This window comes from Microcoleus sp. Pol12B3, from assembly GCF_036701355.1.
In the GTDB taxonomy this organism is placed as follows: domain Bacteria; phylum Cyanobacteriota; class Cyanobacteriia; order Cyanobacteriales; family Microcoleaceae; genus Microcoleus.
This window is the reverse complement of the sequence record NZ_JAUBQS010000035.1, coordinates 38,176-62,789: the sequence shown is the minus strand read 5'-3', so window position 1 is coordinate 62,789 and position 24,614 is coordinate 38,176. Positions and strand designations below refer to the sequence as shown.

Sequence of the window (24,614 nt, the reverse complement as noted above, 5' to 3'; positions counted from 1 at the left end):
GCTTGAGTTGCTCTGCGGGCGATCGACTACTGGTTCTATGGGCTCGACCACAATCTGCCTCTAACTGACAACTGCCCAGAGTCCTCGGTTACGCCAGACTTAACAGACAGTTATTAGGTAGGATTGTGGCTGCTTGTCGCATCCCTTATACAGCTTTATATCCTATAATGTCAAGCTTTTTAACCTAACTTTAAACCTCGCGACCCGGCAGGGGCTATTTTCCCGCCATGAGTGGGGAACTGAAACTTAAAGGCTGGTAGATAGACCCGATCTAAACCAAAGTTCAGGCTTGACCAATTTGGGTTTTTTGATGCCCGCTGCCGTCTGGACTTGCCAGGACGATTGCCTTTTTTGAGACTAACCGTCGGCGGGTTTAATTTCCCGCTATTTTAACACAACTTTTTTGTTGTTTGAGTACGACTGCAACTGGGTGGTGCTTGACCCGCTGTTGGCCCAGGGAAAGCTCACTTGCTTGAGAGACCAACTATGCCCAAGATTCCTAGCGGTTTTAACGATGTTTTTACCTACGGACGATCGCAGGAGTTTAGTGTTAAGCTGGCGAAAATGCAGAAGTCTAAAATAGAGCTGCTGTCAGAACAAAAAAACCAAACGCTGGGGGCGAGCAAGTTATACCATTTTCGATTAAAAAATGGGCAATAACTGATGACATAAACGTTTGGAGCTTGCCTGCAGTCGCATTATTTTGGGTAACTGGTATTAGTATAAAGAGTGAGGGTTTATGGAAGATTTTGGTATTATTATTGCCTGCTGCGACCAAGATTATCTGTTTGCTAAGGGTTGCTGTGCTAGCATCCGCTATTTCCTCGGAGATGTGCCGATTTGTCTGTTGATTGACGGTACGTTTTCTGTGAGTGCTTTGGAAAAGTCATATGGGGTGCGAGTTATCAACCGCACAACTGTTTCTGAAGAAGTTCTAAGAAAAAGAAGTTTTGGTTGGGGCAAAACTAAAATGATTGCTTTTTGGGAAAGTCCTTGGTCAAATTTTATGGTTTTGGATGCCGATACGATCGTCTGGGGCGATGTTCTCAAATTGGCTAACTTTCAAGACTTTGATTTTATTGTAGACAAGCCTTGTTACGATTACCCGGATGCTGATGTTTCGGAATTTTTCTTTGACATTCCAGGCGTTGAGAAGCATTTCCCGAATTTTCGTTGGTCGGAATCGCGATCGAACTATTTCTGCACAGGGACTTTCTTTGCTAAACGCGGCGTTTTTAGCTTGGAAGAATACGTGGAAATTTTAGATTTTACGGCGGCAAATCCGGGGATATTTAAGTACGGAGAAATGGGGTTTTTGAACTTTATGATTTTCCGGGCTGCACAAGAAAATCGACTGCGGGTGCAGAATGTGGATATGCAGTTGTTGGTGCCGGATTTTGACCAGGATTTGCTGAGAAAGCGGTTTCCAGTGGAAGAAAGCGGGCCTGGGGGCGATCGCACTGAGGCAACTGTGATTCACTGGTGCGGGCCGAAGCCAACTTTATCGAGTGGGAAAGTTTACTCGGAACCGATGAATTTTTGTCGCCGCAAGTGTGAGGAGGATGTTTGGAACCGCAGGGGTTTGGCTGCCGAGATGTCGCTGCAAGTTGAGGATTTACAGCGATCGATCTACGTGTATAAGAATAAGTTTAAGAAGAAGTTTCGGCAGTTGACCGGTAAGTAGATTCAGAGTTGCGCGCGGGCGAGAAACCGGGAATCTTCCTCGATTTCTCGCCCCCCAATCCAGATTTTTTAATCGTCTTTTGTCAACAGGCTTTTTTTAAACGCAGATGTCAGCCGATGAGCCGGGATGCACGCGGATTTTGGCTTACCCATCAAGGGGTAAAGTTGGCCCGGCTGGGGGCAAAACTTGGCGGTGAACGCTTACTTTGTGGCTTTCCCGCTGAGTTTGCATTTCGACTGCGATAGCCTCAAACTCGACTTCCATGCAGCCGTAGGGAATCTCTAACTCGACACTTGCTCGAACATTTCCCAAGCCGTTAGCTTTAAATTCGGTAATCCAGCGCGGCCCGTCAAGAATCAGGTAGGTTTGTCGATCGTACACCCAAACTTTCACATAAATCCGGGGCATTAATTCCGGCAGTTGCACTTGCACTTTTACAGCCTGGCCGGCGATAATTTCGGCGCGCGGCAATTCCAAAATCGGCATCGGTACTAACTCATCTTCTGGCAAAACGTAGGGAGTCGGGGGAGTGTCTTCTGCTGCAACAGTTCTGGTTTGTTGAGCAACTTGTTTCGGTTGCGGCGGTTCGTCAAAAACCACAAATTCTCTGGCTTCCGGGCTAGTGGATTTGGGGTCGGAAATTGTTTGGCTGGTTTCGGGTTGCTGCTGGGTTGCGCTGCTTTCTTCCACAACGGCAATAGCGTCGCTGCTATTTGCGGCGGCTGTTGGAGTTGGTGACAGGGTGGTTGCTTTGAGCCAGTCGGGGGATTCGCCGTTGCTGGCTAAGGAACTCAGTCGCGACCAAAATCGCCTTTCGACGTTTAAGGTTTGAAATGCCTGTTTTGTGGGTGCTGGCTGGGTTTCTGGGGCTTTTTTTTCTAATTCGACGTTGTTTTCTGGTTTTTGGTCGATCGCTCCGGTTTCCGCTGTTTGAGGGGGAGTTGGGATGTCTGAGGGTTTGGTTTGTGGGTCGCTCGATTCTGCGACCGTTCGAGGCGAATTGGAGATTTCCGACAGCAATTGCGATCGGCTGCTGTCGGGCAGTTTGTTACCAAATGCGGGCAGTTCTAGACCGCCTGCACTTGGAGTGTGACGCGAAGCCAGTAGGGGGGGTAAGGCTTCAGTAGTTGGGGCTTCGGCGGGGGAGGGAGGGTCTAAGGATTTTTCTACTAGCTTGAGAAAGGATATATTTTTGGCGCTTCCAGAAGGTTTTGAGGCTGTTGGGGAAGGTTCAGCTTGATGCTTTTCTTCGATGAAATTGTCTTTAATTTCCTGTAGAAGGTGCTCTAAACGAGCTGTAATTGTGAATAGTTTGGTGGCTAGGGTGACGCCGCCGCTGCTAAGAATTGCTTCTCCTAAAATGAGGCGACTTTTGCATTCGGTTGGGATGTAGGTGACGCAGGCAAAGATGCAGGGGGGAACTTGTTCTGGCATCGGCTGCTGGATTTCTGCGAGAATTTTTGAGGTTTGGGGGTCGCGGAGGTAAATTTGCAGTTGTGCTGAACCGATAAGTTGTTTGAGTTCTAGCGTTTCGGATTCGGGGATGAGACTTGCTGTTTTTCTGCTTTGTTGGGGGGGTTGGGGAATGTCGATTTTGCCGGAAATGATTAAGGGGCGACCGAGTTGGGTGACGAAGGTTTCTCGATCGAGGACGAGTTCGAGTTTGACGCCCGGTTTGGGTTTGGGGGTTTGGGGAATTGGGAATTGGTAAATTTTGGTTTGCTGCGGTGCTGAATCGGCTGCTGCGATTTGGGTTGGTGCGGCGCGATCGATCGGTGCTGCAATTTGTGGGGCTGCGCGATCGACCGATGCTGGAATTTGTGGGGCTGTGCGATCGACCGGTGCTGCGATTTGTGGGGCTGCGGGGGAAGCTGCGGGTTCGGTTTGGTCGATCGGCGGTAGGGGTTCGGAGGTTTCAGATTCTGCGGGCAATACTTCCAACTGAACGCCGTACTGCCAAGGTTTTAATGGTGTTGCTTTGGGATCTGGCAAGCAGGAGAGTTCCCACAGTCCGGGTTTGAGCCTGGTGTAGGGAATGATCACGACTAATCCTTCGGGGTTGGTGCGGGCCGATCGGCTTTGGACTTTCCGCTGCGCCCCTGAGTCGAAGGAGGTATGGGTAACGCGAATTTCGATGTCGGTGTTGGGGTGCTGAATGCGAGCCACAACACGGTATTTACCTTCTAGAATTTCCACGTCGGAGGTTTCTAGGGGCAACCAGGCGCGATCGCCTTCTTTTTGTAGCAAAAATTCTAATTTTTTCATTTTAGTTTCCCCTTGAAGGCTCCCGCTTGATTCGTCACAGCTTGGCAGCGGGCTGTTGAGCGACAGCTACAGGCATTGAATTACTTTATGTTTTATAGCCTATCATCACTCTCGGTCAAGAGGCCCACTTACCAAGGACTGCCGATAATGCTGAAAGCTGCCCAGTAGTAAGGATGGGATAAATCTTTGCTGTCGAGTTTCGAGATGGACGGGGGCAAGGGAGTTTCGCCCCGGGAACTTCGCAGTTGACCGCGTTCGATCGTCACTTTGCCTTCGATCGCACCAATTTGTGCTTGCCTGAGAGCTTCAGCTTTAATGATTGGAGGGTCTTGTGGCCTGCTGATTTTTAACTGCTGGTAAAACTCTGTCATCAGGGCGAGAGTCCCCGCATCGCTGACGTACCACAGGCTGGCGAGGGCTGATTTTGCTCCCGATTGCAGTGCTAAACCAGCAAATCCGAGTTCTGCTTCTTTGTCTCCCAAGGCGGTTCTACAGGCGCTTAATACTAACAGTTCAAGAGGGGGATTGTTCCATTTTAACTCTCTCATTTGATCTAGTCTAAGTTGCGTGTCCCAAAATTGAATGTAGGAGTTATTTGGGGTTCCGGGGCGGAATTCGGCGTGGGTGGCAAGGTGGATGATTCCGTATTTTTGTTGCAGTCGCTGGGATTGCAAGTTTACTATGGTGAAATCTTCGTTGAGAAAGGATTGACCGGGCCACTGTCGGGCGATCGCGCCCAATTCTAACGGCACTGCTGGCAGCGGTTCTTTGTTCGCCGTTTCTGCGAAATCTGATGCGCCCATTGCTAGAACTTGCACGTTTCTGAGGTCGGTGTAATTGCTGTCTGTTAGTTTGAATGCGGGAATGCGGGCCAGGCTGTATTTTTGGATCAGAAATTGCTGTCCGTCGTGCATTGCTGCTAGGGGTACGGTTCGCAAACCTTCGCCGACGCAGAACAGCAAGGTTTCAATTTTTGCTGTTTGCAAATCTGTTTCTAGGGGTGCAACTATCCATTTGTAGAGTTGTTGGGCTGGTTCTAGATAGGTGGTGGTATTGAGTTTTACGGGGTTGGTGATTTCGCTGCTGAATTCTTTGACTACTGAGAGCATTTTTTCTTGTTTGGCTTCCGGGACGCTGCGGTGAATAGGCGGGCGATCGGGCAATATTAAGATTAATTCTAGTTGGTCGGTGCGGGGGATAGCGTAAATTAAAGCAGGATTTTTCTTTGTTTGAACTGCTAGGCGAGAGAGAGTTTTTGATATTGCTTCGGCGGTTTTTGTACGGGTTCCAAAGTCTTGTTCAAAGTATGTTTGATAGTCTTCTTCCCAGCTTTCTTCGATTCTGGTTACGGCTTCGGTGAGGTTGCCCCGATCGAGTAAATTTCTCATTTCTTGCCCGTTAAGCCCGCCCTGACCTGTGTTTTGGGCAATTGTAGCGAGGTTCGCGGTACTCCAGAAGAAAAATATTGCTGTCAAACAGTAAAAAATAGCTTTTTTAATTTTTTTCTGAGTCGTGTGTTTTTGGCGTTGCTGCTGGGATTGGTAGTGCATGATTTTGGGGCGGTTAAGGGCGCCGTTGGCGGCAGCAGTTGGCAAAAGTTGGGATGTGGGTGGGAATTTTGACTGTGCTGGCGATCGCCGCACGATTATAGCATTCAAGACGAACCGCAAATATCTACCGTAGGGTGTGGACACCAGCACTAACTGAGTCCCCGCACCAAGAAATTCGCGATTTATGTAAAAGTTTGTAAATTATGCAGGGGTTTTGCATAAACAAGACTTACACAAAAACCCGGTTTCTTCAAATAAGTCCTGTTTTTTACCTAGCAGCCAGGTGCATTTAACTGAGATGTTACACCATTCTCAATAATTCTTTTACGAACAGACTTTCCGGCCTGTTCCACAAAAAATTGATCACTTGTGGAATGGGCCCCAGAGCCCGTTCTTAAGAATGGTGAAAGATGTGAGTTTAACCGACATTACCTCTACGGGCGTCTTTGACTTTTTGCGGCACATCCGCACTTCTCAAGTTGAATCGGGTTTGCTCTTGGTGTTGAATGAGGAATATCATGAACCGAGCGACCTTATATTGAGTGATTTCAGTAGATATATTCTCTGCATTTACTTGTTTTAAAATAGTTAAGTCTTTTCACGCCAACTTACTTAAACATCGACTGATTAATTGTTTACTCTCGGAGATATTTCCCGTTATTTCGTACAATTAGTCTAGACTGCCTTTTGCCTAAGATTTAGTCGGAAAATATCCTAGTTTTTTAGCATCATTCGCGGCGGTTGCCAAGAGTTGAGCAACATAAATAAAAACACTTAATTATTTAGAGGATTTTACGCTCTGGGGTCGATCGCTTTTTCCTTTTTGATTATTGGTTCTCTGCTAGATAAATAAAGTCTGCCTCCTTCCACTATACATTGTGTGCGATCGCACTTGACCGAAAGCATCCAGGATACAAACCCCCGGATTCATCCGTCCATAAATAAAAACCTGTATCCGATGAAACTTGCCCCCCGAATTTATCCGTGAAGTCAAGACTTCAATTCTTTAATCTAAAATCTAAAATCTCAAATCTCAAATCGATTGACACGGTGCGATCGCGATCGGACTGAGGAATGTGTCTTAGTATTTCTTCACACATCCTGCTTTCAGTCTATGATATATGCCTTATGGCGTATTTGTGTTTAAAGCCCGTTACCGCGTACCGCTGATGAGTCAATCAACCAATTCACCGCTATCCCAACCAGTTTCTCGACGCACCGCCCTCAAATTCCTCGGAGTTGGTGCCGCTGGCGGGCTGCTGGGCTACTCTCGATTTTCCAAGCCAGAGCCCACCATTTTTGTGCAAGATTCTCTTGACTTGCCGCGAATGCTGAATAAGCGCAAAACCGTTGCAGTTGTGGGGGCAGGCTTGGCCGGGCTCGCCTGTGCTTACGAACTCTCCCAGCGAGGTTTCGCCGTAACATTGCTCGAAAAATCGCCCCAACTCGGTGGCAAAATTGCTAGTTGGCCGATTCAAGTCGGGAACGAAACTTTTATGATGGAACACGGTTTCCACGGTTTTTTTCCGCAATACTACAACCTCAAAAGTGTGGTTGAAGAACTAGAAATTACTGATAACTTTGTATCTTTAGAATCCTACGCCGTTCTGTTTCGAGACGGCAAATACAAACCCGAAATTTTTCGTCCCAACCATTCAGCTTTTCCCTGGAATATAGTTGACTTGGGGATATCTTCTCCCAATCGGCTTAAGTGGGGAATCAATCTGACAAAACCCGCTCACTGGCAAGTATTTCGGGAAATCGGCGGTTTTCAGACTCAAAAAAGTTTTGAGAGACTAGACAATATATCCGTTGCCGACTGGGTAAAAGGTGAATTCCCGCGCGGACTTTATGACTTGTATTTTCTGCCTTTTGCAAAATCCAGCCTCAACGCTCCCGACGAATTGAGCGCAGGAGAATTAATGCAATTTTTCCACTTTTACTTTTTCGGAAATCCAGAGGGTTTGGCTTTCAACGGCACGCGGCAAGATATGGGCACGAGTTTGGTGCAGCCTATTGCCAGAGCCATTGAAAGCAAAGGCGGCAAAGTATTGACAGATGTCGCAGTCAGTCAGATTCGCTGGGAAAAGGGTCAGATTGATTCTTTGACTTACCAATCGGGAGACGTGCAAAGTAAAATACCTTTTTGGGTAAAGCGAAATGCACTGTTAACTGACAGCAACTCTACCGAATATTTCGGCGCTGGGGACAGCGTATTTGCCGCCGCGCCGTCGGGAAAAGAGGCAATTTCTCTGAGCTGCACTCACCAAGGTTGCACTGTTCAGAAACAGAATGACGGTCAATTTCACTGTCCTTGTCACGGGGCTGTTTTTGATGCCGAAGGACGAGTTGTCAGCGGGCCTGCTCAGCGGGATTTGCCTCGATTTAAGGTAGTCGATGAAAAAGCAGATGAAATACAGTTAGCAGCAGCGGTTAACCAATCGCAGCCTCCAAATTTGGGAGAAACAGTGAAGGCTGATTACTATGTTTTTGCGGCTGATGTTCCGGGGATGCAGCATTTGTTTAGTTTGGCTAGCGGTGAAGTGAATCCGCAAGTGTACAGCCGGATCGAGAGCTTGAAAATAGCCGATCCGTTTGCGGTGGGCCGTTTTTGGTTCGATCGCGAATTTCCCTGGGAACACAGCAATTTCAGTTCGCTTTCCGGCTACAAACTGACTGACAGCATTACGCTTTACCACCGAATTCAGGATCAGTTCATCGAGTGGAATCAGAAAACTGGCGGTAGTGTAGTGGAACTGCACGCTTATTGTTACAAGGAGAAGGAGTTTCCGAACCAAGAAGTTTTACTGGCTACTTTTGAGCAAGAATTGTACGAAATTGTACCGGAATTAAAAGAGGCAAATATGCTGCACCGGGAATTGGTAAATCAAAAGAATTTCTCTGGATACCCGCCCGGTAGCTATGCAGAACGACCAGAAACTTGCTGCGCTGTTCCCAATCTTTTGTTTGCGGGAGATTGGGTAAAAATGCCGTTTCCTTGCGGTTTAATGGAAAGGGCAGTGAGCAGCGGTTTGTTGGCAGCTAATGCTATTTTATATCAGGAGGGTTTGCAGAGGCGATCGCTCTTGACGGTGAATCCCGAAGGCGTGTTAAAAATCTAAGGTTTGCAGCGGGGGCGGGTTTGATAAATCGTCAATTATCGGCTGCTCTTCTCGGTGAAAACCGCCCCCAACCATACGATTTTAGATTTTAGATTTTACGCAATGAGAATGAGTGATTTAATAAGGGCTTGGAGGTTTCCTACAGTTATATTCTTTTGTTAAAATGAGTTATGGTTTGTGGGTCTGGTTTACCTGAAGAGAAAAGGCAGAGCTTGCGAACAAAAAAATATCTGCGTTGAGGGGGGTGGATATACGGTTAAAATATTATTGAATGAGTATAAAGCAATAATAGATGCTGAAGAGTAACTGCAAAATTCGCAATAAATCTGTAATGTTTGATGCTTTTGCAACAGAATACGATTTCGTCGCCACCTTGCAAAGCCAGAACGATTTCTTTACTAAAAATCTATCGACAAGCAAAGGTGCAGTATTAGATATTGGCTGCGGTTCGGGAATTCTTGCTTTTGAATTAGCCCAGCATTACGATAATGTAGTGGCCGTCGATTTATCAGCAAAAATGCTGGACATCGCCCGTCAAAAACGCTCAGCACCCAATATCGAATACATCCAAATGGATGCCAGTCAATTAGCACTCGATCGCAAATTTGATTTAATAGTTAGTGCTACTACTTTTCACCACTTGCCAAACCTCCCTGCCTCCCTCGCTGCCATTAAAAAATTGTTAAATCCGCACGGAAAAATCGTTTTTTTAGATAATATATCGGAAGTCGAAACACCTGCGACACTAGGCTACATATTAGGTGCGGCGAGAGATTTTAGACCCGACTGTTCCACCTACGGATTTCGCAATGCTTTAAGATTATTAAGATTTAGACTGTCGCCAAGTTGGTTGAAACATTTAGCTAGCGACAGGTACTTGTCAGAACGGAGATTTAGAAAAATTTACGGTCGTTGCTTTCCGGGCTGTTATTTTGTAAAATTGGGTTGTTTTATGGGCGTAATTTGGGAACATTTGTAATGCAAAACAACGCGATAAAATCGGTATCTGCAAGGGGAGAAAAAACTCACATCCGCGAGTTGGGCATTAATCTCGACCGGTGGTATGCAATCGCGCGCAGCACCGAGGTGCACACACAGCCTGTCGCTGCGAAAATCTGGAATCGGGCGATCGTACTTTTCCGCGACAGTGCAGGTAAAATCAACGCTTTAGAAGATAGATGTCCGCACCGACAAGTTAAACTCAGCCACGGCAAAGTTAAAGGCGATTTGATCGAATGTGCTTACCACGGATGGCGGTTAAATGCAAGGGGAGAATGCGCCGAAGTCGATTATTTAGCAGAAAATCAAAAGCTACCTAACTGCCAAATTTGCTCCTACCCAATCCAGGAAAAAAACGGTTTTATCTGGCTGTTTCCCGGCGACGAAACCCAAGCAAAAAAAATAGACTTATTGGAGTTGCCAGAGTGGGAACATCTAAATTATATTGCCACAGTTTCAATCATTGACTGTCAGGCACACTATTCATTTTTAATTGAAAACTTGATGGATATGTACCACGGACACTTGCACAATGATTGGCAAGCTTGGGCAAATCCAGTGTTAGATAATTTAGAAGAAAACGAACATCAAGTAACTGCTCGCTATCAGGCACAAAGTTATTACAAAATAGATAAAATCTGGTCCATTTCTCAGTTGTTTTTTAAATCTCTGCGCCGACTGCACCCGGAACCGCTAGAGGTGAGTTATGTTTACCCGCACTGGGTTTCAACTTTGGGGAGCGACTTTAAGATTTACTGCTTGGTTTGTCCGGTGAGCGAGACAGCAACTCGGGCTTATTTAATTCACTTTACCTCATTAAATGCGTTTTGGCGGCTGCACAAATTGCCTGTATGGTTTCGCAAGTTTATCAAAGATAGCTGTTTCGGTGCTGCTCAAAAATTATTAGATGGTTTGGTGCGGCAGGATGTGTTAATGATTGAAGAAGAACAGCAGGCTTTTTTGCAGAATTCAGAAAGAAAAAATTATGAATTAAATCGGGCTTTAACCAGCGTGCAAAAGTTGATGAGAAGTCAGGCGGAAAATGGATAATTCAGGATCAGATTGAAACCTGCACAGGCTAATATGTATATTTCACAAAAATCAGGGAAGTAGAACCGAGGGGAATTCGGCTAGTCCTGAAAGCAGAAATTGTATTTGTTGGATGCGCTAGGATTTAGACTAAAAGTTAGTTTAAAAGAAGATGAATTGGCGATCGGATAATAAAAGCAATCGCAATTCATCTACGTTAATCTGCCCCTATCTGCGCTCAAAAAATCTAAATTCCCCAGCACAAACCTTACTTTTTAGGCCGCTGCTGCTGGTAAACGCTGATAACTTTATCGGCATAAGTAGCAGTTGCCCCACTTTTACAAGCTGCGGAATTCCCTGTCATCCACCAGCAAGCGGCGCGGCGTACAGCGGTTAATTCATTGTTGCTGCTAGCTTTGTATTCGTCGCGCAGCAAATCGCCCACGATACAGGTAACAATTGATTTGGCTTTTGTGGCGTCAGCCTCAAATTGTTGCGGTGTTAAATCTTGTTTGGTACAGAATTTTGCCCAGCGGGAAATATTGTTCGGTAAAACTTGCCACTGACTGTACATTCCGTCATTTGCTGCTTGTGGCGGGGCGGCTTGTCGCAGCGCTTCTACGAGGGCGGAAACTTGCGCGTCGGTGACTGCTTGCGCTGTGGCTGGAAGTGATTGCAATCCGAGGCTAATTATCAGGCTGCCGAATAGTAGATTGGTTTTTGCGATCGATTTAAAATTCATTCACAATCCCCTGTTTGATTTAAACTTTTGTTTCCTCAAACAAGGTTTACTATTTTGTGGCTAGAATACCTCTGTCTTAAGTATGATTTGCTTGTTGAATGGACTGTCGATCGCACTTACGATAGAAATTGTTAATCTGTACGATAAAATCATAGAAGTACAACCCAGGGAAATTCGACGTTACGCTACAGCAGAGGGTAGAGTACCATTCGGCGAGTGGCTTGATTCGCTCCGCGATCGGAATGTTAGAGTTAGAATCAAATCTAGGCTTGACCGAAGTTGAGCAAGGTAATCTCGGAGATTTCAAGTCAGTGGGACAAGGAGTTTTTGAACTCAGAATTAATTATGGCCCGGGCTACCGCCTCTACTTCGGACAAGTCGGCTTGACAATTGTGGTAATCCTCATAGCTGGGGATAAAAGCACCCAAGAACAGGACATTCGAGAAGCTATAGAATACTGGACAGATTATGAAAAACGTGAAAATGCCTACGAGTGACAGCTATCGCGAGTACCTAATTGAATCTCTCAGAGAGGCTGAAGAAGCTGCTGGTTTTATCGGGGCTATCTTGGAAGAAAAAGACCCTGAACCCGCACTTTTGAGAAATGCCATCAGAAAGGTAATTGAGGCTCGAATCAGGATGAATGCTCTTTCTGATTCAGCAAAAGAACATCACGAAAAACTCGATAAAATGCTGACTGAAAGCGGCGGTTCGGAAATTTACAGTTTGGTAGAATTGCTCGAAGCGTTAGGATTTAAACTAGAAATTGCTGTTGCAGATATTGATTTACCCCCTGACTCGAAATCAACGGATTTTGGGGAATCACAATTCTCGCCCGAACCAGTAGTAATTAATCCCAGTTAATGAGTAAATCGCGCCCTCACCCTTCCCTCACAAAATCAAACAATCTGTGAGCCATTTCTAGCTTGCTGCAAGATGCTATTCCTACTTGCTTGCCGGCGGCATTAATTAATATTGCTTGATTGGTATTGCTGCCGAAACCTGCACCTATTCGATCGATCGGGTTTGCGGCAATTACATCCAGTTTCTTCGCCCGCAATTTCTCCAAAGCTGGCTTGACAATATCCCCAGTTTGTGCTGCAAAGCCGATTAATTTTTGGTGCGGCTGTTTCAATTTTCCCAACTCTGCCACAATATCCGCTACCGGTGCCAAAGGCAAACAATTCGGGAGCGATCGCTTCGGCAATTTCTCACTACTGTACTCGGCAGGTTTCACATCCGCTACCGCCGCCGCCATCACCGTCAAATCCGCCTCGTGAAAGCATTGCAGCATCGCCTGCCGCATTTCTTCTGCACTCGCAACTGCGATCGCCCGCACACCTGACAGCGGCAATTCGCCAGTTATACTGTGTACCAGCGTCACTGTCGCGCCGCGGTGCCCTGCAGCTTGCGCCAAAGCTATACCCATTTTGCCGCTGGAAGGATTGCCGATAAACCGCACCGGATCGAGGTGTTCCCGCGTTCCTCCCGCACTGATCAACACCCTAATGCCCGCTAAATCTCGATCGCCCTTCGCGTACAACAGCGATTCAATATGAGGCAAAATCTCATAAGGTTCTGCCATGCGGCCCACACCCGCGCGATCGCACGCCAGCATACCCGCCCCCGGATTCGCAGCATGATAGCGCCGATAACTCAATATTTCCCGCCAATTCCGCTGCACCGCCGGCTGTTCCCACATATCCGTATTCATCGCCGGTGCCAGCAAAATAGGGCAAGTAGAAGCTAAGACAGTATTAGTTAACAAATTATCAGCAAAACCCCCCGCCAACTTAGCCAAAGTATTAGCTGTCAGGGGAGCAATCACAAAAACTTCCGCCCATTCTCCCAATTGAATATGCAGGGGGCGGCCGTGACTTGGTTGCCAAAAATCTTTGTCCGTAAAAGCAGGATGGCGGCACAGAGTAGCAAAAGTCAAAGGCGTTACAAACTCCCCGGCCGCATCAGTAAGAATAACTTTAACTTCCGCTCCAGCTTTCGCTAAAGTGGAAACTACTTCGCAAACTTTGTAAGCCGCAATCCCGCCACTAACCCCGATTAAAATTCGTCTGCCTTTCATGTCATACCATTTTAGATTTTAGATTTTAGATTTTAAATGGGGAATGACTGATTAATACCAGGGTTGAGAGCTGGCCTACATTCACATTCTTTTTTGAAACGGGTGTCATTTTTTCATAAAAAAGAATCAAGAAAGAAATTAAGATAAAAACAGACTAAAATCCCTCACTCATCTGTTTAATCTGCAACAAAATATGCTGCTAACTTCTTTCTCAATTCCGTCGAAATTTTTGAGCTAGATTTTTCAGTCTATGCTTCGTCGTAGGCTTCCATATCCAGAAGGTGGAGATAAGGTTCAACTAGCTCCGGCCGCTGAAAGGCAAGCGATCGCAACAAATGCCAATCATTCAATCCCTCAAAAGGATCTGTATAATCGTCAACTTCCAAACGGACAGCCAATTCTGCCACGTCCTGAGAAGTAAGTACAGCAATATCGCGCGATGCTTTGGTTAAAGTTTTCATTTTTTTCCCCTGCCCGAGACTTCCGCCATACTATATACTAAACCTTTAATCAGATTTCGACACAGTTTCTACAACAAAACTTCGCATTATCTCTATAACTTCCGGCAGAATCTCGTGTCCCATGTTAAATTCTTGATACTGCACCGCAGCTCCCCAAGCCGTCAAACTCTCGCGCGATCGCACAGCAGCACTAACAGGCACAATAGTATCTTGAGTACCGTGCACGATTAAAACAGGTGGCAAAGCACTCCCAGCAACTGGCGAAATCGGGTGTAAATAACCGCTCAGACAAATTAAACCGGCTACGGGCAAAGTCAATCCTACATCTAGAGTCATCGCTCCGCCTTGAGAAAAGCCACCTAAAATCGTGCGAGACAAAGGCACGCCCGTGCTGCTTTCCAAAGACAGCAAAAATTCCCTCAGCAATTGCCGGCTTTCTACCAATCCCTGAGCGTCTTTGCTTTGAAGGTTATACCACGCTTTGCCACTGCTTACTTGCGGATGGGGAAAGGGGGCATCGGGAAACACAAACTGATAATCCGGCAAATTGAAAGCCGGTGCTAAGGGAGTCAAATCCCGAGCATTAGCACCCCATCCATGCAAAGCGACAATTAAAGCGACAGGTTTGCGATCGGTTGTGGGCGGAATGCTAATAGATTGTAAAGACATCGTAGTTAATAATTGGTAATCTGGCCTTGCTACAATTATAAATTGTCACGACGGGTAAAACCCCAGATATTTGTTTTCGGCAATATTCCGCTGAAAATTAGCACGCGCTTGCCAATAACTATAACTGTTGACTGTTGACTGTTGACTGTTGACTGTTAACTGTTGAAAGGAGAGTGCGAAATCCGAAACCTTCCCAATTCTAGTGCGGATACTTCACCTTTTCTAAACAGGAATTAGGGAGCATCTCATATTTGTAAAAACACTTCTTCTGGCTCCTTCCGTCTTGCTATTTCCTATTTCCTCCTGCCTCGAAACTCTAATTTCTAGCTTGGCTGCAAAAGTGATATCGTTTCCGGTTGCATCGGAATAATAAAATCGAGTCAACAGTTAACACTCAACCATTGAGTTTTTCCACCCCTCCTTCTACAGTCAACAGTCAACAGTCAACAATCACGGACGGTGAAACCGGAATTGATATGAGATGCTCTCAGTAAGACTCAGCTAGAAGCGAGATTTCTCCCGCTAATTCCAAGTGGCACCTACCGCAGGCGAAACCTTAGAAACAGATTGCTTAGACTGTTGTCGCACAGGCACCTCAATCCAAAATTCAGTTCCCTCTCCCGGAGCCGATAGACACCTGAGCGAACCTTGATGTTTGTCCACTATTTGATAGCCGATCGACAATCCCAAGCCAGTACCTTTGCCTACAGGTTTGGTAGTAAAAAACGGATCGAACAAACATTTTTTTACATTGTCCGTCATGCCCGCTCCATTGTCAGCAATTCGCACGCATACACAATTAGAACTTAAAAGTTCAGTACGAATCCGAATCCTAGGTAAAAAAGCCGCATCATAGGAATTTTTACCATTTGGTAAAATGTGACTCCTTTCTTCATGTAAAACATCAATGGCATTGCTCAAAATATTCATAAATACCTGATTCAATTGTCCCGGCCAGCACTCCACTAAGGGCAAATTTCCGTATTCTGTGATGACTTGAATGCCCGGAAAACCAGGTTGGGGTTTCAGCCGACTATCCAAAATCATCAAGGTGCTGTCAATGCCTTGGTGAATGTCAACAGACTTCATTTCAGCTTCATCCAAGCGCGAAAAATTCCGCAGAGAAAGGACGATTTGGCGGATGCGTTCAGCTCCCATATTCATAGATTTTAGGATTTTAGGCAAGTCTTCACTGATAAACTCCAAATCGATCTCTTTTAGTTTGGCTTGCACTTCTGGTGTTGGGTTTGGATATTGCTGCTGGTATATTTCCACAAGTTCCAGCAAGCTTCGAGTATATTCGCCTGTATGGATCAGGTTGCCAGAGATGAAGTTGACAGGATTGTTAATTTCGTGGGCAACTCCAGCCACCAATTGCCCCAAGCTGGACATTTTTTCAGTTTGGATGAGTTGAAATTGAGTTTCCTGCAAATTTTTTAGTGCCGTTTCTAGTTCAGCGGTGCGCTGTTTTAGTTGAATTGTGCGATCGTACACTTGCTGTTCTACTTTTGCAGTACGTTCTAGAGACATCAACAGGTAAATCGTCAAGCTGCCAGTCATCAATAGCCCGATCGCGCCAATTGCCAGGGAACCCTGATGCGTCCTCAGACTGTTGTACCCCTTTCCGGGCAAAACTAGCAGCCTCCACTGGCGGTCTGCTACGTTAAATAAGCGAGTGCAAGCACTAGGATTTTGACAGATTTTTCCCCGCAAATTAGCTAACTCTGGCTTTTCGTATTTTGGGTTATCTATCAACTGCTTAGATTGTGAGTCGTAGCGCACCAGAAAGCGTTCTTTCTCTATAGCAGAGTTGTCATAGAGGTAAAAATTAATGTTGTCTAAATTTAGCGATTCTAAAGAAGAATCGACCATACTGGTGATCTGAAACAGACCCGCAATAACTCCCCTTATGTTTTGGCTGCCCTTGACCGAGTTATCGGGAGAATTTGTGGTCTGGGGTACTGGTAGAAATACTTGCAATCCCGGTTGATTGTTGCTGACTAATCTAATCCGCGCGGAAGCAGCTATTTTCCCGGTATTCACCGATTTCTCTAAAGCGGCTTTGCGATCTGGGCTGGAGGCAACATCAAAACCGATCACTTTGTTATCTTCTTCTAGTGCTTCTCTGTAAATAATTGGAAAGTATTCCGATCGCACTTTTACTTTAACCGGCTTTTTGTTAGGAGTTCGCTCGTAAATTTGAAATGCCGGAAAACCTTGGGCTCTAATTGTCCGTTCGTAAGCGGCTTTTTGAGCAGCCGGCACGCGCCGAATCCAGTTAACAGAATGTATAGCAGTATTTCGGGCAAGTGCAGGTTGAGCGAATTGCTTAAAATCTTCTCTGGTAACTTCAGTAGATGCCCTGTAGAATCCTTCAAGTGAGTACAGAACTTCTAAATTTTTATTGATGCTTTGCTGCAATGTCACATTCAGGCGATCGGCTTGCTGATGAAATTCCGCTTGCATTCGTTGGTTTTCCGAATGCCACACGACGGCTGCGGCTGCCAATGACAAACTCGTACCGGTGCAAATAGTCAAGGCTGCTGGAATGTAACGACGATGCGACAGTAAACTTTCGGTCAGCGAATTAAACCAATTGCTCGAAAAATTCATATTTCCACACCTTCTGCTACCGAAGTGCAATTTTTTAAAGACTTGTAAAATTCCTTGATAGCACGAAGGACAGCGCAGAAACGAGATTGTCTAAAAACTTATGATCGCAGGAATAGAATTTCGCCTGAGAAACCCACTTTATACAAAAATTTTGGTGTGGTAACGAGAAACTGGGGAAGAAACCGGCTATTTATGAATAGTGCATCCACGACTGAGGAATGGAAACCAATTGTAACTAAGTGTAACGAAGCCAGTTCCCATCTGGGTGATCCCAAGTTCCTGCCCCGGAAGAACCTGGGAACGACAAAAAACCTTAATCTGGTGGCGCGGGTACTCAATACCCGCCCCACAAAGCCAACTTAAATTTGGAACAGCTTACAAAACAGTCCCTATTTCCTTCAAATAAACCCGTGTAAACGGTTCATCATCCCCCAGAGTATACTGTTCGATCAATCCCTGGCGGCGAATAGAAATACTACTTCCTTCCCTCACCACCACAGTATCGTCATCAGTGCTTTCTCTGACCAACATCATCTCAGTTTCTCCCGGATTGTCCAGCACCACCATATTGCTGCCCCGATAAAACATTCCCTCAGCTTCCAAAATATCTTCTGGATATTCAGCAATTAACAAATCGAGCTTGGGATTCCGCAGCAAACTTTGCAAGTTCAGATGGTAATTCTTATTCAAAACTTTTTGAGAACGGTTAACAAAAAGTCCACCGCGACAAACAGCACCGATTGTCCAATCGGGATGCTGCAACAGAATATGGTCGATAGTTTCTTGTAGGTCGTGGATCGAGATTCTGTTGAAAGTAATAATCGGGATTCGGGCAGATTTTCCGGAGTCAAAGAAAGTTTCGATAATATGGGAAGGCACATCAACCCCTTCGCCGACAGCGGGGTTTAGGTGCATAAAAATTCCCGGCGCGGCATTGATCTCGATAATCCCAAAATTGCCGGTTTTCCAAGATTGGGCGAGAGTTTCTGTTATCACATCAATCCCCAAACAAGTTAACCGAAAATGTAGGGCGATATCTTGAGCCAAAACAATGTTATCCGGGTGAATAGTGCGGGTAGCGTCGATGCTGACGCCGCCTGCGGAAAGATTAGCGACTTTGCGTAGATACACAGTGCGATCGCGCTCTAGCACACTATCCAATGACAGCCCTTGTTCTTCCAGATACATTTCCATCGCTTCGTCGGACTGAATTTTGCTCATCGCCGAAGTTGGCGTATCCAAACGTTCTGGTTTGCGGTTTTCACGGCGGATCAATTCGCGAATTGTTGAGTCGCCATCACCTGTTACCCAAGCCGGCCGGCGTTCAGTTGCAGACACAAACTTGCCGTCAACGCACAGCAGCCTAAAATCCGATCCTTTGATGCTGTTTTCCACAATTACTCGCACCGGGTCGGTTTCGGGAATTGCCTTAACTGCTCTTTTAAAAGCTGCCTGCAATTCCTCACCATCTCGGACATCTGCTGTTACGCCAATTCCTTTATGACCGACTACTGGTTTGATAGCAACAGGGTAGCCAATTTCTCTAGCAACTGCCAGAGCTCCGTTTTCTGTGGAGACGATATCGCCTTTGGGAACAGGGAATCCTAATGTAGCGAGAAAAGCTTTACAATCGTCTTTGCGCGTGGTAAAATCTGAGTCTAAGTGGCTGTCAGAATCAAAAGTAGTTGCAGAGCCGCGAACAAGTTTTTTGCCGTACCCATATTGCATTAGTCCCTCATCCCACAAATAAAATGCGGGAATGCCTTTTTGGGATGCCGATCGCATTAACGAATAAACTGTCGGCCCTCCGTAGACTGACTGCCGGAACATATTTTGCAGCGCGCCCATTTGTGCTTCCAAGGGAAAGTCTTGATTTTGATTGATGGCTTCAAACCAATCCCAAACTGCGTAAACTACGGCTCTGGCGGTGCGGGCGTGAAGTGCTTCTATGCTGATTCTGTTAAAGTGAGAAAATGGCTTGACGTTCCAGTGTTGGAAGTGCAAACCCATGTCGAGTTTTGCTACTTCTGAGGCGGTACGGCCGAACAGTTGGGCATGGTTCGAGAAAGTTTCGTGCAGCAGTTGCGGGTAGCGATCGCTAATAATTTCCTGGTAATGTGCGATCGGCAAAGGTTCGCTCGCGCCCGTCACTGCGAAATCAAAAACTAAAGCCGCAGTGTCTAAATAAGGGTTTGGCCCCATATAGTGTTTGAAGTTGAAAACATCAAAAATATCGGTTTTTCGAGCATTGACGCGGGCTATTTCGGTACTTTTTTCTTGCAGCATTTTCTAACCTCCTTTGAGCTAATTTTTTACGGTAACTTTATAGTCGGTGCATGGGGTACTACCTGCGGGCATAGATATTCCAGCACTCAGACAAATACTCCGACCACTTCTGCCTTCAGTATTGCCAGAGAGGGGGAGTGGGAGAGTAGGGGAGATGGGGAAGAGGGGGAGAGGGTGAGAGTGGGAAAATATTCCTTCTTCCTTCAATATCTGACTAAGTATTGATGAGTAAGTATTGATAACTAAGCACTTATGACTAATGACTACTTCCTTCCCCCCTCCCCAAAAAAGCTATAACTTTTGAGAGGTACACTCTGTACTTATAATTGTTTATGACAGTGAAAGAAAATTTAAGAGGCAGCAAATTATGAAGATCGCACAAACTGCTCTCAGGGACAAAGTTCACCAATTAGCTGAGGAAGCATTTCACCGGAAGCTAATTTCTGGCTACGGCGATGGTCAAAACAGCAACGAATATCAGATTGTCTGGAACGGCAAACCCAGACACCTACCTTTAGAACGGGCGAGTACCATATTGAGCAATCTGATCGAGCGATCGCACTAAGGGGCGATCGGACCAATTGAAGACTTACGCTCATCAACCCGATTTCTACGAGCAATCAGAGGAGGATTAGCGAAGAATCGGAGCGGAAACCGGATTGATCACCGCGCGCGCGTCAACCCTGTACTTTAAGCTCATTTCTTGACCCCTCCTATCTCCTGTTAGGGGGGGTAAGTTTGTTTTGTCGATCGTCTAGGATGAGCTAAATAGATAGTCCTAGACGCAGAAACCGGTTTTTTTTACCAGTCCCGGACGCAAAAGCTTTCTCAAAAACCGGGGTTTCTCAGTTCAGGTTTTCCGTTCACACGCAGAATTTTCGTTTCTATTTCGGGTTTCTTTAGCCTAATACCTCTAGGACTATTGAACAAAAACATCGTTACAGCCACGAGCAAGAGTAAACACCCATATCACCCTTGCTGTGTGCGTCCTGGAGGGGTAGCAGTCTGAGATTTTTTTGTATTTATATATACCTTTTGGCAGTTTTCGGAAAAAGGAATTTTGTGTTTTAGTGAAATTTAATAAATTAAAAGTGGAGATAATATGGCGAGCAACGAAGTTCAGGGGAAGTTGCTAATTATTGGTGGCGCGGAAGACAAAGAGGGGGACTGCAAAATTCTGCGGGAATTCTTGCGGTGCGCCGGAGGCACTAAAGCTCATATTGTTGTCATGACGGCTGCCACAAGCCTGCCGGGAGAAGTAGGAGATAATTATATCCGAGTGTTTGAGCGACTCGGCGCTGAAGATGTGCGAGTTGTTGACACCCAGAGAGCCGAAGATGCCGACAATCCAGATTATTTAGAAGCGATCGAACAAGCCACGGGCATATTCTTTACCGGCGGAGATCAAGCGCGGATTATTAGCTGCTTGAAAGACACAAAACTCGACGCAGCTATGCACAAACGCTACTCTGAAGGGATTATCATTGGCGGCACCAGTGCCGGCGCGGCAATGATGCCAGACATGATGATTATTGAAGGAGACTCAGAGACAAATCCCCGCGTTGATGTGGTAGCAATGGGTCCGGGAATGGGTTTCCTTCCGGGAGTTGTCATCGACCAGCATTTCGCCCAGCGAGGTCGTCTGGGACGCTTAGTTTCGGCACTTTTGCTGCAACCTGCCGTTTTGGGATTTGGTATTGACGAAAATACAGCTATTTTAGTCAGCGGTGACGAGTTGGAAGTCATTGGGGAAAGCGCTGTAACTGTCATCGACGAGTCAGAAAAACTCCACGACAATCTAGAGGGATTGTTGAAGGATGAGGCTTTGGCGATTTGCGGGGCCAAGTTGCACATCCTCCCCCACGGATACCGGTTTAACTTGAAAACTCGCCAGCCGGTGCTCCATAACGTAGCCACTACAGCCGAGAGAGAAACGGCGATCGCCTAATTTACTTGCAACTGGCAAACCTCTTAAAATTATGTAGGGTGAGCAATGTACACCTTACCCCTTCTACCAACGAGGATGGTTGAAAGCCCAGTTGCTGTCTCCAGAACTAATAAAAAGAAGAGGATTTTACCTCTTCTTTTATTGCTGCGGTTTCTGATTTTTTAAGCACTTTTCTGTTCGCCAAAACTCGACTGCTGCCCTTCTTCAGTCGATATTAAATTCCACCCTTGAACTCTCAGCTTCTGAAATGTTGCCCATCCCTTAGAACCGCCCGGTTCCCGGTAGTCGGATACAGCAAACTGCGGAAAAGCTGTATAAGGCCGCCACGGCTGACGGGCATCGGTACGCAAGTGCAATATCTTTTCTCCATTGCCTCCGAGTCTGGGCAACCAACACATTTGTTTTAGCATTTTTAACACTCCAGAGTTTTACAGTAACGGTAATTAGCCAACATCCCACATTAAACTTTTAGAGCCTTAGAGCCACTGCTCGGAATATCTAACGGGTAACAGGGACGAATGAGATTTTCACCAATTACCAATTACTGAGGTAGCAGCAGTCATTAAAGCTGATGAAAGGTTCTACAAAGTTTGCCGGTCAAAAACTATAAAACAAGTGCTGCCAAGACATAAGCAAAAATAATCATTGCTATTCTCGGCTCAAACTTGGCTTAAAGTCCCAGGAAAACCAGTTGAATAAAGGATTCATTTTTATGGTTTCCCTTGGCTTATAATTACACGCCGATCATCGCTCTTTCCGCATAAAATGACATCTTTCTACGGTATTACCCCTGTCGGCTAAAAAATGTTTCTTTAGTTACAAATGTTAAATATTGACCACGATTTATCTAGTTATCAAAAGTTAAATTACTTTTCATACAATACTTCGGACAGTTTTTGATAGCCCACCCTAGAATAAGGGTTTCAAGGCTCCAAGGCAAGTTCGCTACCAACGGAAAATCTAGGGTTTCAGACTACTAACTAAAAACAGTCCTGACTATTTTTCATAAACAGCGCTTAATAATTTTTAGTTACTTTAACTACATTTTTGATTAAAATCAGGTTTCCGCGTACCTAGGGGGGCACCTTACTCGATCGCTAGGGTTGGCACTACTAAATCCTCCGGGTGCGCCCCCAAGCAGGTTACAACATAAGAGTTACAGGTTTAGCTCTTAAGAACGATGGCGACAGATTTGCAAAATTGTAAAAATCAATACTAATGACACTTATAAGTTCTGCAAGCAAGGTATTCATGGCCGCTGCAATTGAATTCAAACTCTTCGCTCCCAACAACAAAGCAGCTACACTGCTCGGCTCCTTTTCCCAATGGGCAGAAATTCCCTTAGAAAAAGATGACAAAGGTTATTTCCGCACTAACATTAAGTTACAAGACGGTATTTATCAATACAAATTCCGAGTTCAGTCGCAAAGTCCATGTTTTGAACCGGATGAATGGGTAGAAGTCAATGACCCCTACGCGACTGAAATTGACCGCACTACTGATACAAGTACAGTTCGCATCAAAGCCGGCGCGCGAATTATTGATACCTATGTTTGGCAGCACGACGACAAAGAACTCCCCCATAATGAAGAATTAGTCGTTTACGAAATGCACGTTGCTGATTTTTCCGAGTCCGATGGTTCCGATAGTTGCAGTAAATTCCAGCAGGTGAAGGAGAAATTAGATTATCTCTGCGATTTGGGGATAAATGCGATCGAACTAATGCCAGTTAATGAATATCCGGGCGATTATAGCTGGGGCTACAAAGTCCGCGATTTCTTTGCCGTAGAGTCTAGTTACGGCACAACCGCAGATTTGAAGCAATTGATTGACGAGTGCCACGGACGGGGCATTCGGGTGATTCTGGACGGGATTTACAACCACTGCGATGAAGAATGTCCCTTATTGCTAATCGATCGCAATTATTGGTACTACGGTGACAAACACTATCCCGAAGATCCGGCTAACTACTGGGGCCCGGAGTTTAACTACGAAAATTTCGACCCCAAACTTGGCATTCGTCCTGCTTGGAAATTCATCGGCGATGTCGTTAATTTCTGGATTCAAGAATATCATCTCGACGGCATTCGCTACGATGCTGTGCGGCAGTTGGACAATCGAGATTTCCTACACTGGATAACTCGCGAAGCGAAAAAAAGCGCCGGCGACAAGCCATTTTACAACATAGCAGAACACATTCCCGAACTTCCCGAACTCGTCGCTGCAGACGGGCCGATGGACGGGTGCTGGCACGAAAGTTTTCGCATTTTTGCCATAGAAAATCTCGCGGGGAATACTTTTGATATCGAAAAGCTCAAGCAAGTTCTCGAACCCAAACAACAAGGCTATCAAAACACAACTAATGCGATCAATTATTTAGCCAGTCACGACCGCGACCACTTGCTGGCCGAAGCCAGCTTTCGCGATATCGACCCAGAAGCGGCTTTTAAACGCGCTAAATTGGGAGCGGTTTTGTTAGTCACAGCAGTAGGAATACCGATGCTGTGGATGGGCGAAGAGTTTGGACAATCTACTCGGCAAACTCCCAACCAGCCGAATAAACTGCAATGGTCTTTGTTGAAAAATCAGCCAAATCATGAGTTGTGGGAATACTACAAACAGGTGATTCGGCTGCGGGAAAAAGTTCCGGCACTTTATACCGAAAATATTGAATTCATCCACGAAAATCCCGAAGCCAAAGTGCTGGCTTACTATCGCTGGAGTGATGAGGGAACGCGAGCAGTAGTTGTCGCTAATTTTTCGGATACTTATCTATCTGGTTACTGCATTCCTAAGTTTCCGGCGGCAGGAACTTGGCACGAGTGGATGTACAACAAAATTGTAGAAGTTGGGGAAGAAGGGTTTAAGTTTGATTTGCCGGAATGGTCAGCGCAAGTATTTGTTTGAGAGCGGGAGAATTATGTCTCCAGGCAGATGAACGGCCCAGTTGTACAACAGTAAATTGTATTTAAGACGGGCGCACCAAACTCAACAAACTGGGTTTTTCTACCTAGGTGGATGGCTGTAACGATACTTTTTTGTAAAAAAAATCGGTTTCTGCATCCAAGAGTGCGATCGTAATTCCTGGTATTGAGAATAACAATTACAGGGCGACTTGCCAAACGTGAATTAACACGTCAATTAACACGTCAATTAACACAAACTT

Annotated in this window: 19 protein-coding genes and 1 pseudogene; 11 read left to right on the top strand and 9 right to left on the bottom strand. The window is 45.8% G+C overall.

Annotated features, from left to right (window positions below; translation table 11 throughout):
* Positions 1–486 precede the first annotated feature (486 nt).
* Both QUA53_RS18400 and QUA53_RS18395 read left to right on the top strand, forming a co-directional pair.
* A complete protein-coding gene (locus QUA53_RS18400; protein ID WP_333099026.1) occupies positions 487–660 on the top strand; it encodes a hypothetical protein in 174 nt (57 codons plus the stop codon).
* A gap of 79 nt (positions 661–739) precedes the next feature.
* Positions 740–1,684, top strand: a complete 945-nt coding sequence (locus tag QUA53_RS18395; protein ID WP_333099024.1) for a hypothetical protein — start codon at positions 740–742, stop codon at positions 1,682–1,684.
* A 144-nt stretch (positions 1,685–1,828) separates the two neighbouring features.
* Here the strand turns inward: QUA53_RS18395 and QUA53_RS18390 are convergent, their stop codons facing one another.
* On the bottom strand, positions 1,829–3,949 hold the full coding sequence (locus tag QUA53_RS18390; protein ID WP_333099022.1) for a hypothetical protein: 2,121 nt from the start codon (positions 3,947–3,949) through the stop codon (positions 1,829–1,831).
* A gap of 128 nt (positions 3,950–4,077) precedes the next feature.
* The gene (locus QUA53_RS18385; protein ID WP_333248996.1) at positions 4,078–5,607 is read right to left on the bottom strand and encodes a CHAT domain-containing protein; all 1,530 of its coding nucleotides are present in this window, start codon (positions 5,605–5,607) and stop codon (positions 4,078–4,080) included.
* Positions 5,608–5,899: 292 nt separating this feature from the next.
* On the opposite strand from QUA53_RS18385, the gene QUA53_RS18380 reads away from it, so the two are divergent.
* The 4 genes from QUA53_RS18380 to QUA53_RS18365 all read left to right on the top strand — a co-directional run bounded on the left by QUA53_RS18380 (position 5,900) and on the right by QUA53_RS18365 (position 10,670).
* Entirely contained in the window at positions 5,900–6,082 is a 183-nt protein-coding gene (locus tag QUA53_RS18380) for a hypothetical protein (protein ID WP_333099019.1), read from the top strand.
* Between the two features lie 538 nt (positions 6,083–6,620).
* On the top strand, positions 6,621–8,621 hold the full coding sequence (locus tag QUA53_RS18375) for an FAD-dependent oxidoreductase (RefSeq protein WP_445305241.1): 2,001 nt from the start codon (positions 6,621–6,623) through the stop codon (positions 8,619–8,621).
* A 292-nt stretch (positions 8,622–8,913) separates the two neighbouring features.
* On the top strand, positions 8,914–9,600 hold the full coding sequence (locus tag QUA53_RS18370) for a methyltransferase domain-containing protein (protein WP_333220304.1): 687 nt from the start codon (positions 8,914–8,916) through the stop codon (positions 9,598–9,600).
* Positions 9,600–10,670, top strand: coding sequence for an aromatic ring-hydroxylating dioxygenase subunit alpha (locus QUA53_RS18365; RefSeq protein ID WP_333099016.1), 1,071 nt, complete (start codon positions 9,600–9,602; stop codon positions 10,668–10,670). The genes QUA53_RS18370 and QUA53_RS18365 overlap by 1 nt, the downstream gene beginning before the upstream one ends.
* Before the next feature lie 247 nt (positions 10,671–10,917).
* Here the strand turns inward: QUA53_RS18365 and QUA53_RS18360 are convergent, their stop codons facing one another.
* On the bottom strand, positions 10,918–11,391 hold the full coding sequence (locus tag QUA53_RS18360) for a hypothetical protein (RefSeq protein WP_333099015.1): 474 nt from the start codon (positions 11,389–11,391) through the stop codon (positions 10,918–10,920).
* Positions 11,392–11,542: 151 nt separating this feature from the next.
* Here QUA53_RS18360 and QUA53_RS18355 point away from each other — a divergent pair.
* Positions 11,543–11,888: pseudogene (locus tag QUA53_RS18355) on the top strand (type II toxin-antitoxin system RelE/ParE family toxin).
* Positions 11,875–12,255: a transcriptional regulator gene (locus QUA53_RS18350; protein ID WP_333099013.1), complete on the top strand. Its 381-nt coding sequence runs from the start codon at positions 11,875–11,877 to the stop codon at positions 12,253–12,255. The pseudogene QUA53_RS18355 and the gene QUA53_RS18350 overlap by 14 nt, the downstream one beginning before the upstream one ends.
* Before the next feature lie 16 nt (positions 12,256–12,271).
* On the opposite strand, the gene coaBC is transcribed toward QUA53_RS18350, so the two are convergent.
* From coaBC to QUA53_RS18325, 5 genes are all read right to left on the bottom strand, one after another.
* A complete protein-coding gene (gene coaBC, locus QUA53_RS18345; RefSeq protein WP_333099012.1) occupies positions 12,272–13,471 on the bottom strand; it encodes a bifunctional phosphopantothenoylcysteine decarboxylase/phosphopantothenate--cysteine ligase CoaBC in 1,200 nt (399 codons plus the stop codon).
* Positions 13,472–13,719: 248 nt separating this feature from the next.
* Positions 13,720–13,932 (bottom strand): protein IsiD, encoded by a 213-nt coding sequence (isiD, locus tag QUA53_RS18340; RefSeq protein ID WP_006632739.1) that lies wholly within the window; start codon positions 13,930–13,932, stop codon positions 13,720–13,722.
* A 45-nt stretch (positions 13,933–13,977) separates the two neighbouring features.
* Entirely contained in the window at positions 13,978–14,601 is a 624-nt protein-coding gene (locus QUA53_RS18335; RefSeq protein ID WP_333099011.1) for an alpha/beta hydrolase, read from the bottom strand.
* A gap of 522 nt (positions 14,602–15,123) precedes the next feature.
* The gene (locus QUA53_RS18330) at positions 15,124–17,214 is read right to left on the bottom strand and encodes a CHASE domain-containing protein (RefSeq protein ID WP_333099009.1); all 2,091 of its coding nucleotides are present in this window, start codon (positions 17,212–17,214) and stop codon (positions 15,124–15,126) included.
* 375 nt (positions 17,215–17,589) lie between these two features.
* A complete protein-coding gene (locus tag QUA53_RS18325) occupies positions 17,590–19,500 on the bottom strand; it encodes an ATP-binding protein (protein ID WP_333099007.1) in 1,911 nt (636 codons plus the stop codon).
* Positions 19,501–19,867: 367 nt separating this feature from the next.
* Between QUA53_RS18325 and QUA53_RS18320 the strand changes: the two genes are divergently transcribed.
* Both QUA53_RS18320 and QUA53_RS18315 read left to right on the top strand, forming a co-directional pair.
* Entirely contained in the window at positions 19,868–20,065 is a 198-nt protein-coding gene (locus tag QUA53_RS18320) for a hypothetical protein (protein WP_333070153.1), read from the top strand.
* Positions 20,066–20,602: 537 nt separating this feature from the next.
* Positions 20,603–21,448 carry a cyanophycinase gene (locus tag QUA53_RS18315; protein ID WP_333099005.1) on the top strand — a complete coding sequence of 282 codons (846 nt, stop codon included), beginning with the start codon at positions 20,603–20,605 and terminating at the stop codon, positions 21,446–21,448.
* A gap of 161 nt (positions 21,449–21,609) precedes the next feature.
* Here the strand turns inward: QUA53_RS18315 and QUA53_RS18310 are convergent, their stop codons facing one another.
* A complete protein-coding gene (locus QUA53_RS18310) occupies positions 21,610–21,858 on the bottom strand; it encodes a hypothetical protein (RefSeq protein ID WP_333099002.1) in 249 nt (82 codons plus the stop codon).
* A gap of 808 nt (positions 21,859–22,666) precedes the next feature.
* Here QUA53_RS18310 and QUA53_RS18305 point away from each other — a divergent pair.
* The gene (locus tag QUA53_RS18305) at positions 22,667–24,355 is read left to right on the top strand and encodes an alpha-amylase family glycosyl hydrolase (RefSeq protein ID WP_333098999.1); all 1,689 of its coding nucleotides are present in this window, start codon (positions 22,667–22,669) and stop codon (positions 24,353–24,355) included.
* Positions 24,356–24,614: the final 259 nt, after the last annotated feature.

What these genes read in the sequence shown, in the direction of transcription:
- QUA53_RS18400 (WP_333099026.1), top strand. Translation starts at nt 487, where the DNA reads ATGCCCAAGATTCCTAGCGGTTTTAACGATGTTTTTACCTACGGACGA.
- QUA53_RS18395 (WP_333099024.1), top strand. Translation starts at nt 740, where the DNA reads ATGGAAGATTTTGGTATTATTATTGCCTGCTGCGACCAAGATTATCTG.
- QUA53_RS18390 (WP_333099022.1), bottom strand. Translation starts at nt 3,949, where the DNA reads ATGAAAAAATTAGAATTTTTGCTACAAAAAGAAGGCGATCGCGCCTGG.
- QUA53_RS18380 (WP_333099019.1), top strand. Translation starts at nt 5,900, where the DNA reads ATGGTGAAAGATGTGAGTTTAACCGACATTACCTCTACGGGCGTCTTT.
- QUA53_RS18375 (WP_445305241.1), top strand. Translation starts at nt 6,621, where the DNA reads ATGCCTTATGGCGTATTTGTGTTTAAAGCCCGTTACCGCGTACCGCTG.
- QUA53_RS18370 (WP_333220304.1), top strand. Translation starts at nt 8,914, where the DNA reads ATGCTGAAGAGTAACTGCAAAATTCGCAATAAATCTGTAATGTTTGAT.
- QUA53_RS18365 (WP_333099016.1), top strand. Translation starts at nt 9,600, where the DNA reads ATGCAAAACAACGCGATAAAATCGGTATCTGCAAGGGGAGAAAAAACT.
- QUA53_RS18360 (WP_333099015.1), bottom strand. Translation starts at nt 11,391, where the DNA reads ATGAATTTTAAATCGATCGCAAAAACCAATCTACTATTCGGCAGCCTG.
- QUA53_RS18350 (WP_333099013.1), top strand. Translation starts at nt 11,875, where the DNA reads ATGCCTACGAGTGACAGCTATCGCGAGTACCTAATTGAATCTCTCAGA.
- coaBC (WP_333099012.1), bottom strand. Translation starts at nt 13,471, where the DNA reads ATGAAAGGCAGACGAATTTTAATCGGGGTTAGTGGCGGGATTGCGGCT.
- isiD (WP_006632739.1), bottom strand. Translation starts at nt 13,932, where the DNA reads ATGAAAACTTTAACCAAAGCATCGCGCGATATTGCTGTACTTACTTCT.
- QUA53_RS18335 (WP_333099011.1), bottom strand. Translation starts at nt 14,601, where the DNA reads ATGTCTTTACAATCTATTAGCATTCCGCCCACAACCGATCGCAAACCT.
- QUA53_RS18330 (WP_333099009.1), bottom strand. Translation starts at nt 17,214, where the DNA reads ATGAATTTTTCGAGCAATTGGTTTAATTCGCTGACCGAAAGTTTACTG.
- QUA53_RS18325 (WP_333099007.1), bottom strand. Translation starts at nt 19,500, where the DNA reads ATGCTGCAAGAAAAAAGTACCGAAATAGCCCGCGTCAATGCTCGAAAA.
- QUA53_RS18320 (WP_333070153.1), top strand. Translation starts at nt 19,868, where the DNA reads ATGAAGATCGCACAAACTGCTCTCAGGGACAAAGTTCACCAATTAGCT.
- QUA53_RS18315 (WP_333099005.1), top strand. Translation starts at nt 20,603, where the DNA reads ATGGCGAGCAACGAAGTTCAGGGGAAGTTGCTAATTATTGGTGGCGCG.
- QUA53_RS18310 (WP_333099002.1), bottom strand. Translation starts at nt 21,858, where the DNA reads ATGCTAAAACAAATGTGTTGGTTGCCCAGACTCGGAGGCAATGGAGAA.
- QUA53_RS18305 (WP_333098999.1), top strand. Translation starts at nt 22,667, where the DNA reads ATGACACTTATAAGTTCTGCAAGCAAGGTATTCATGGCCGCTGCAATT.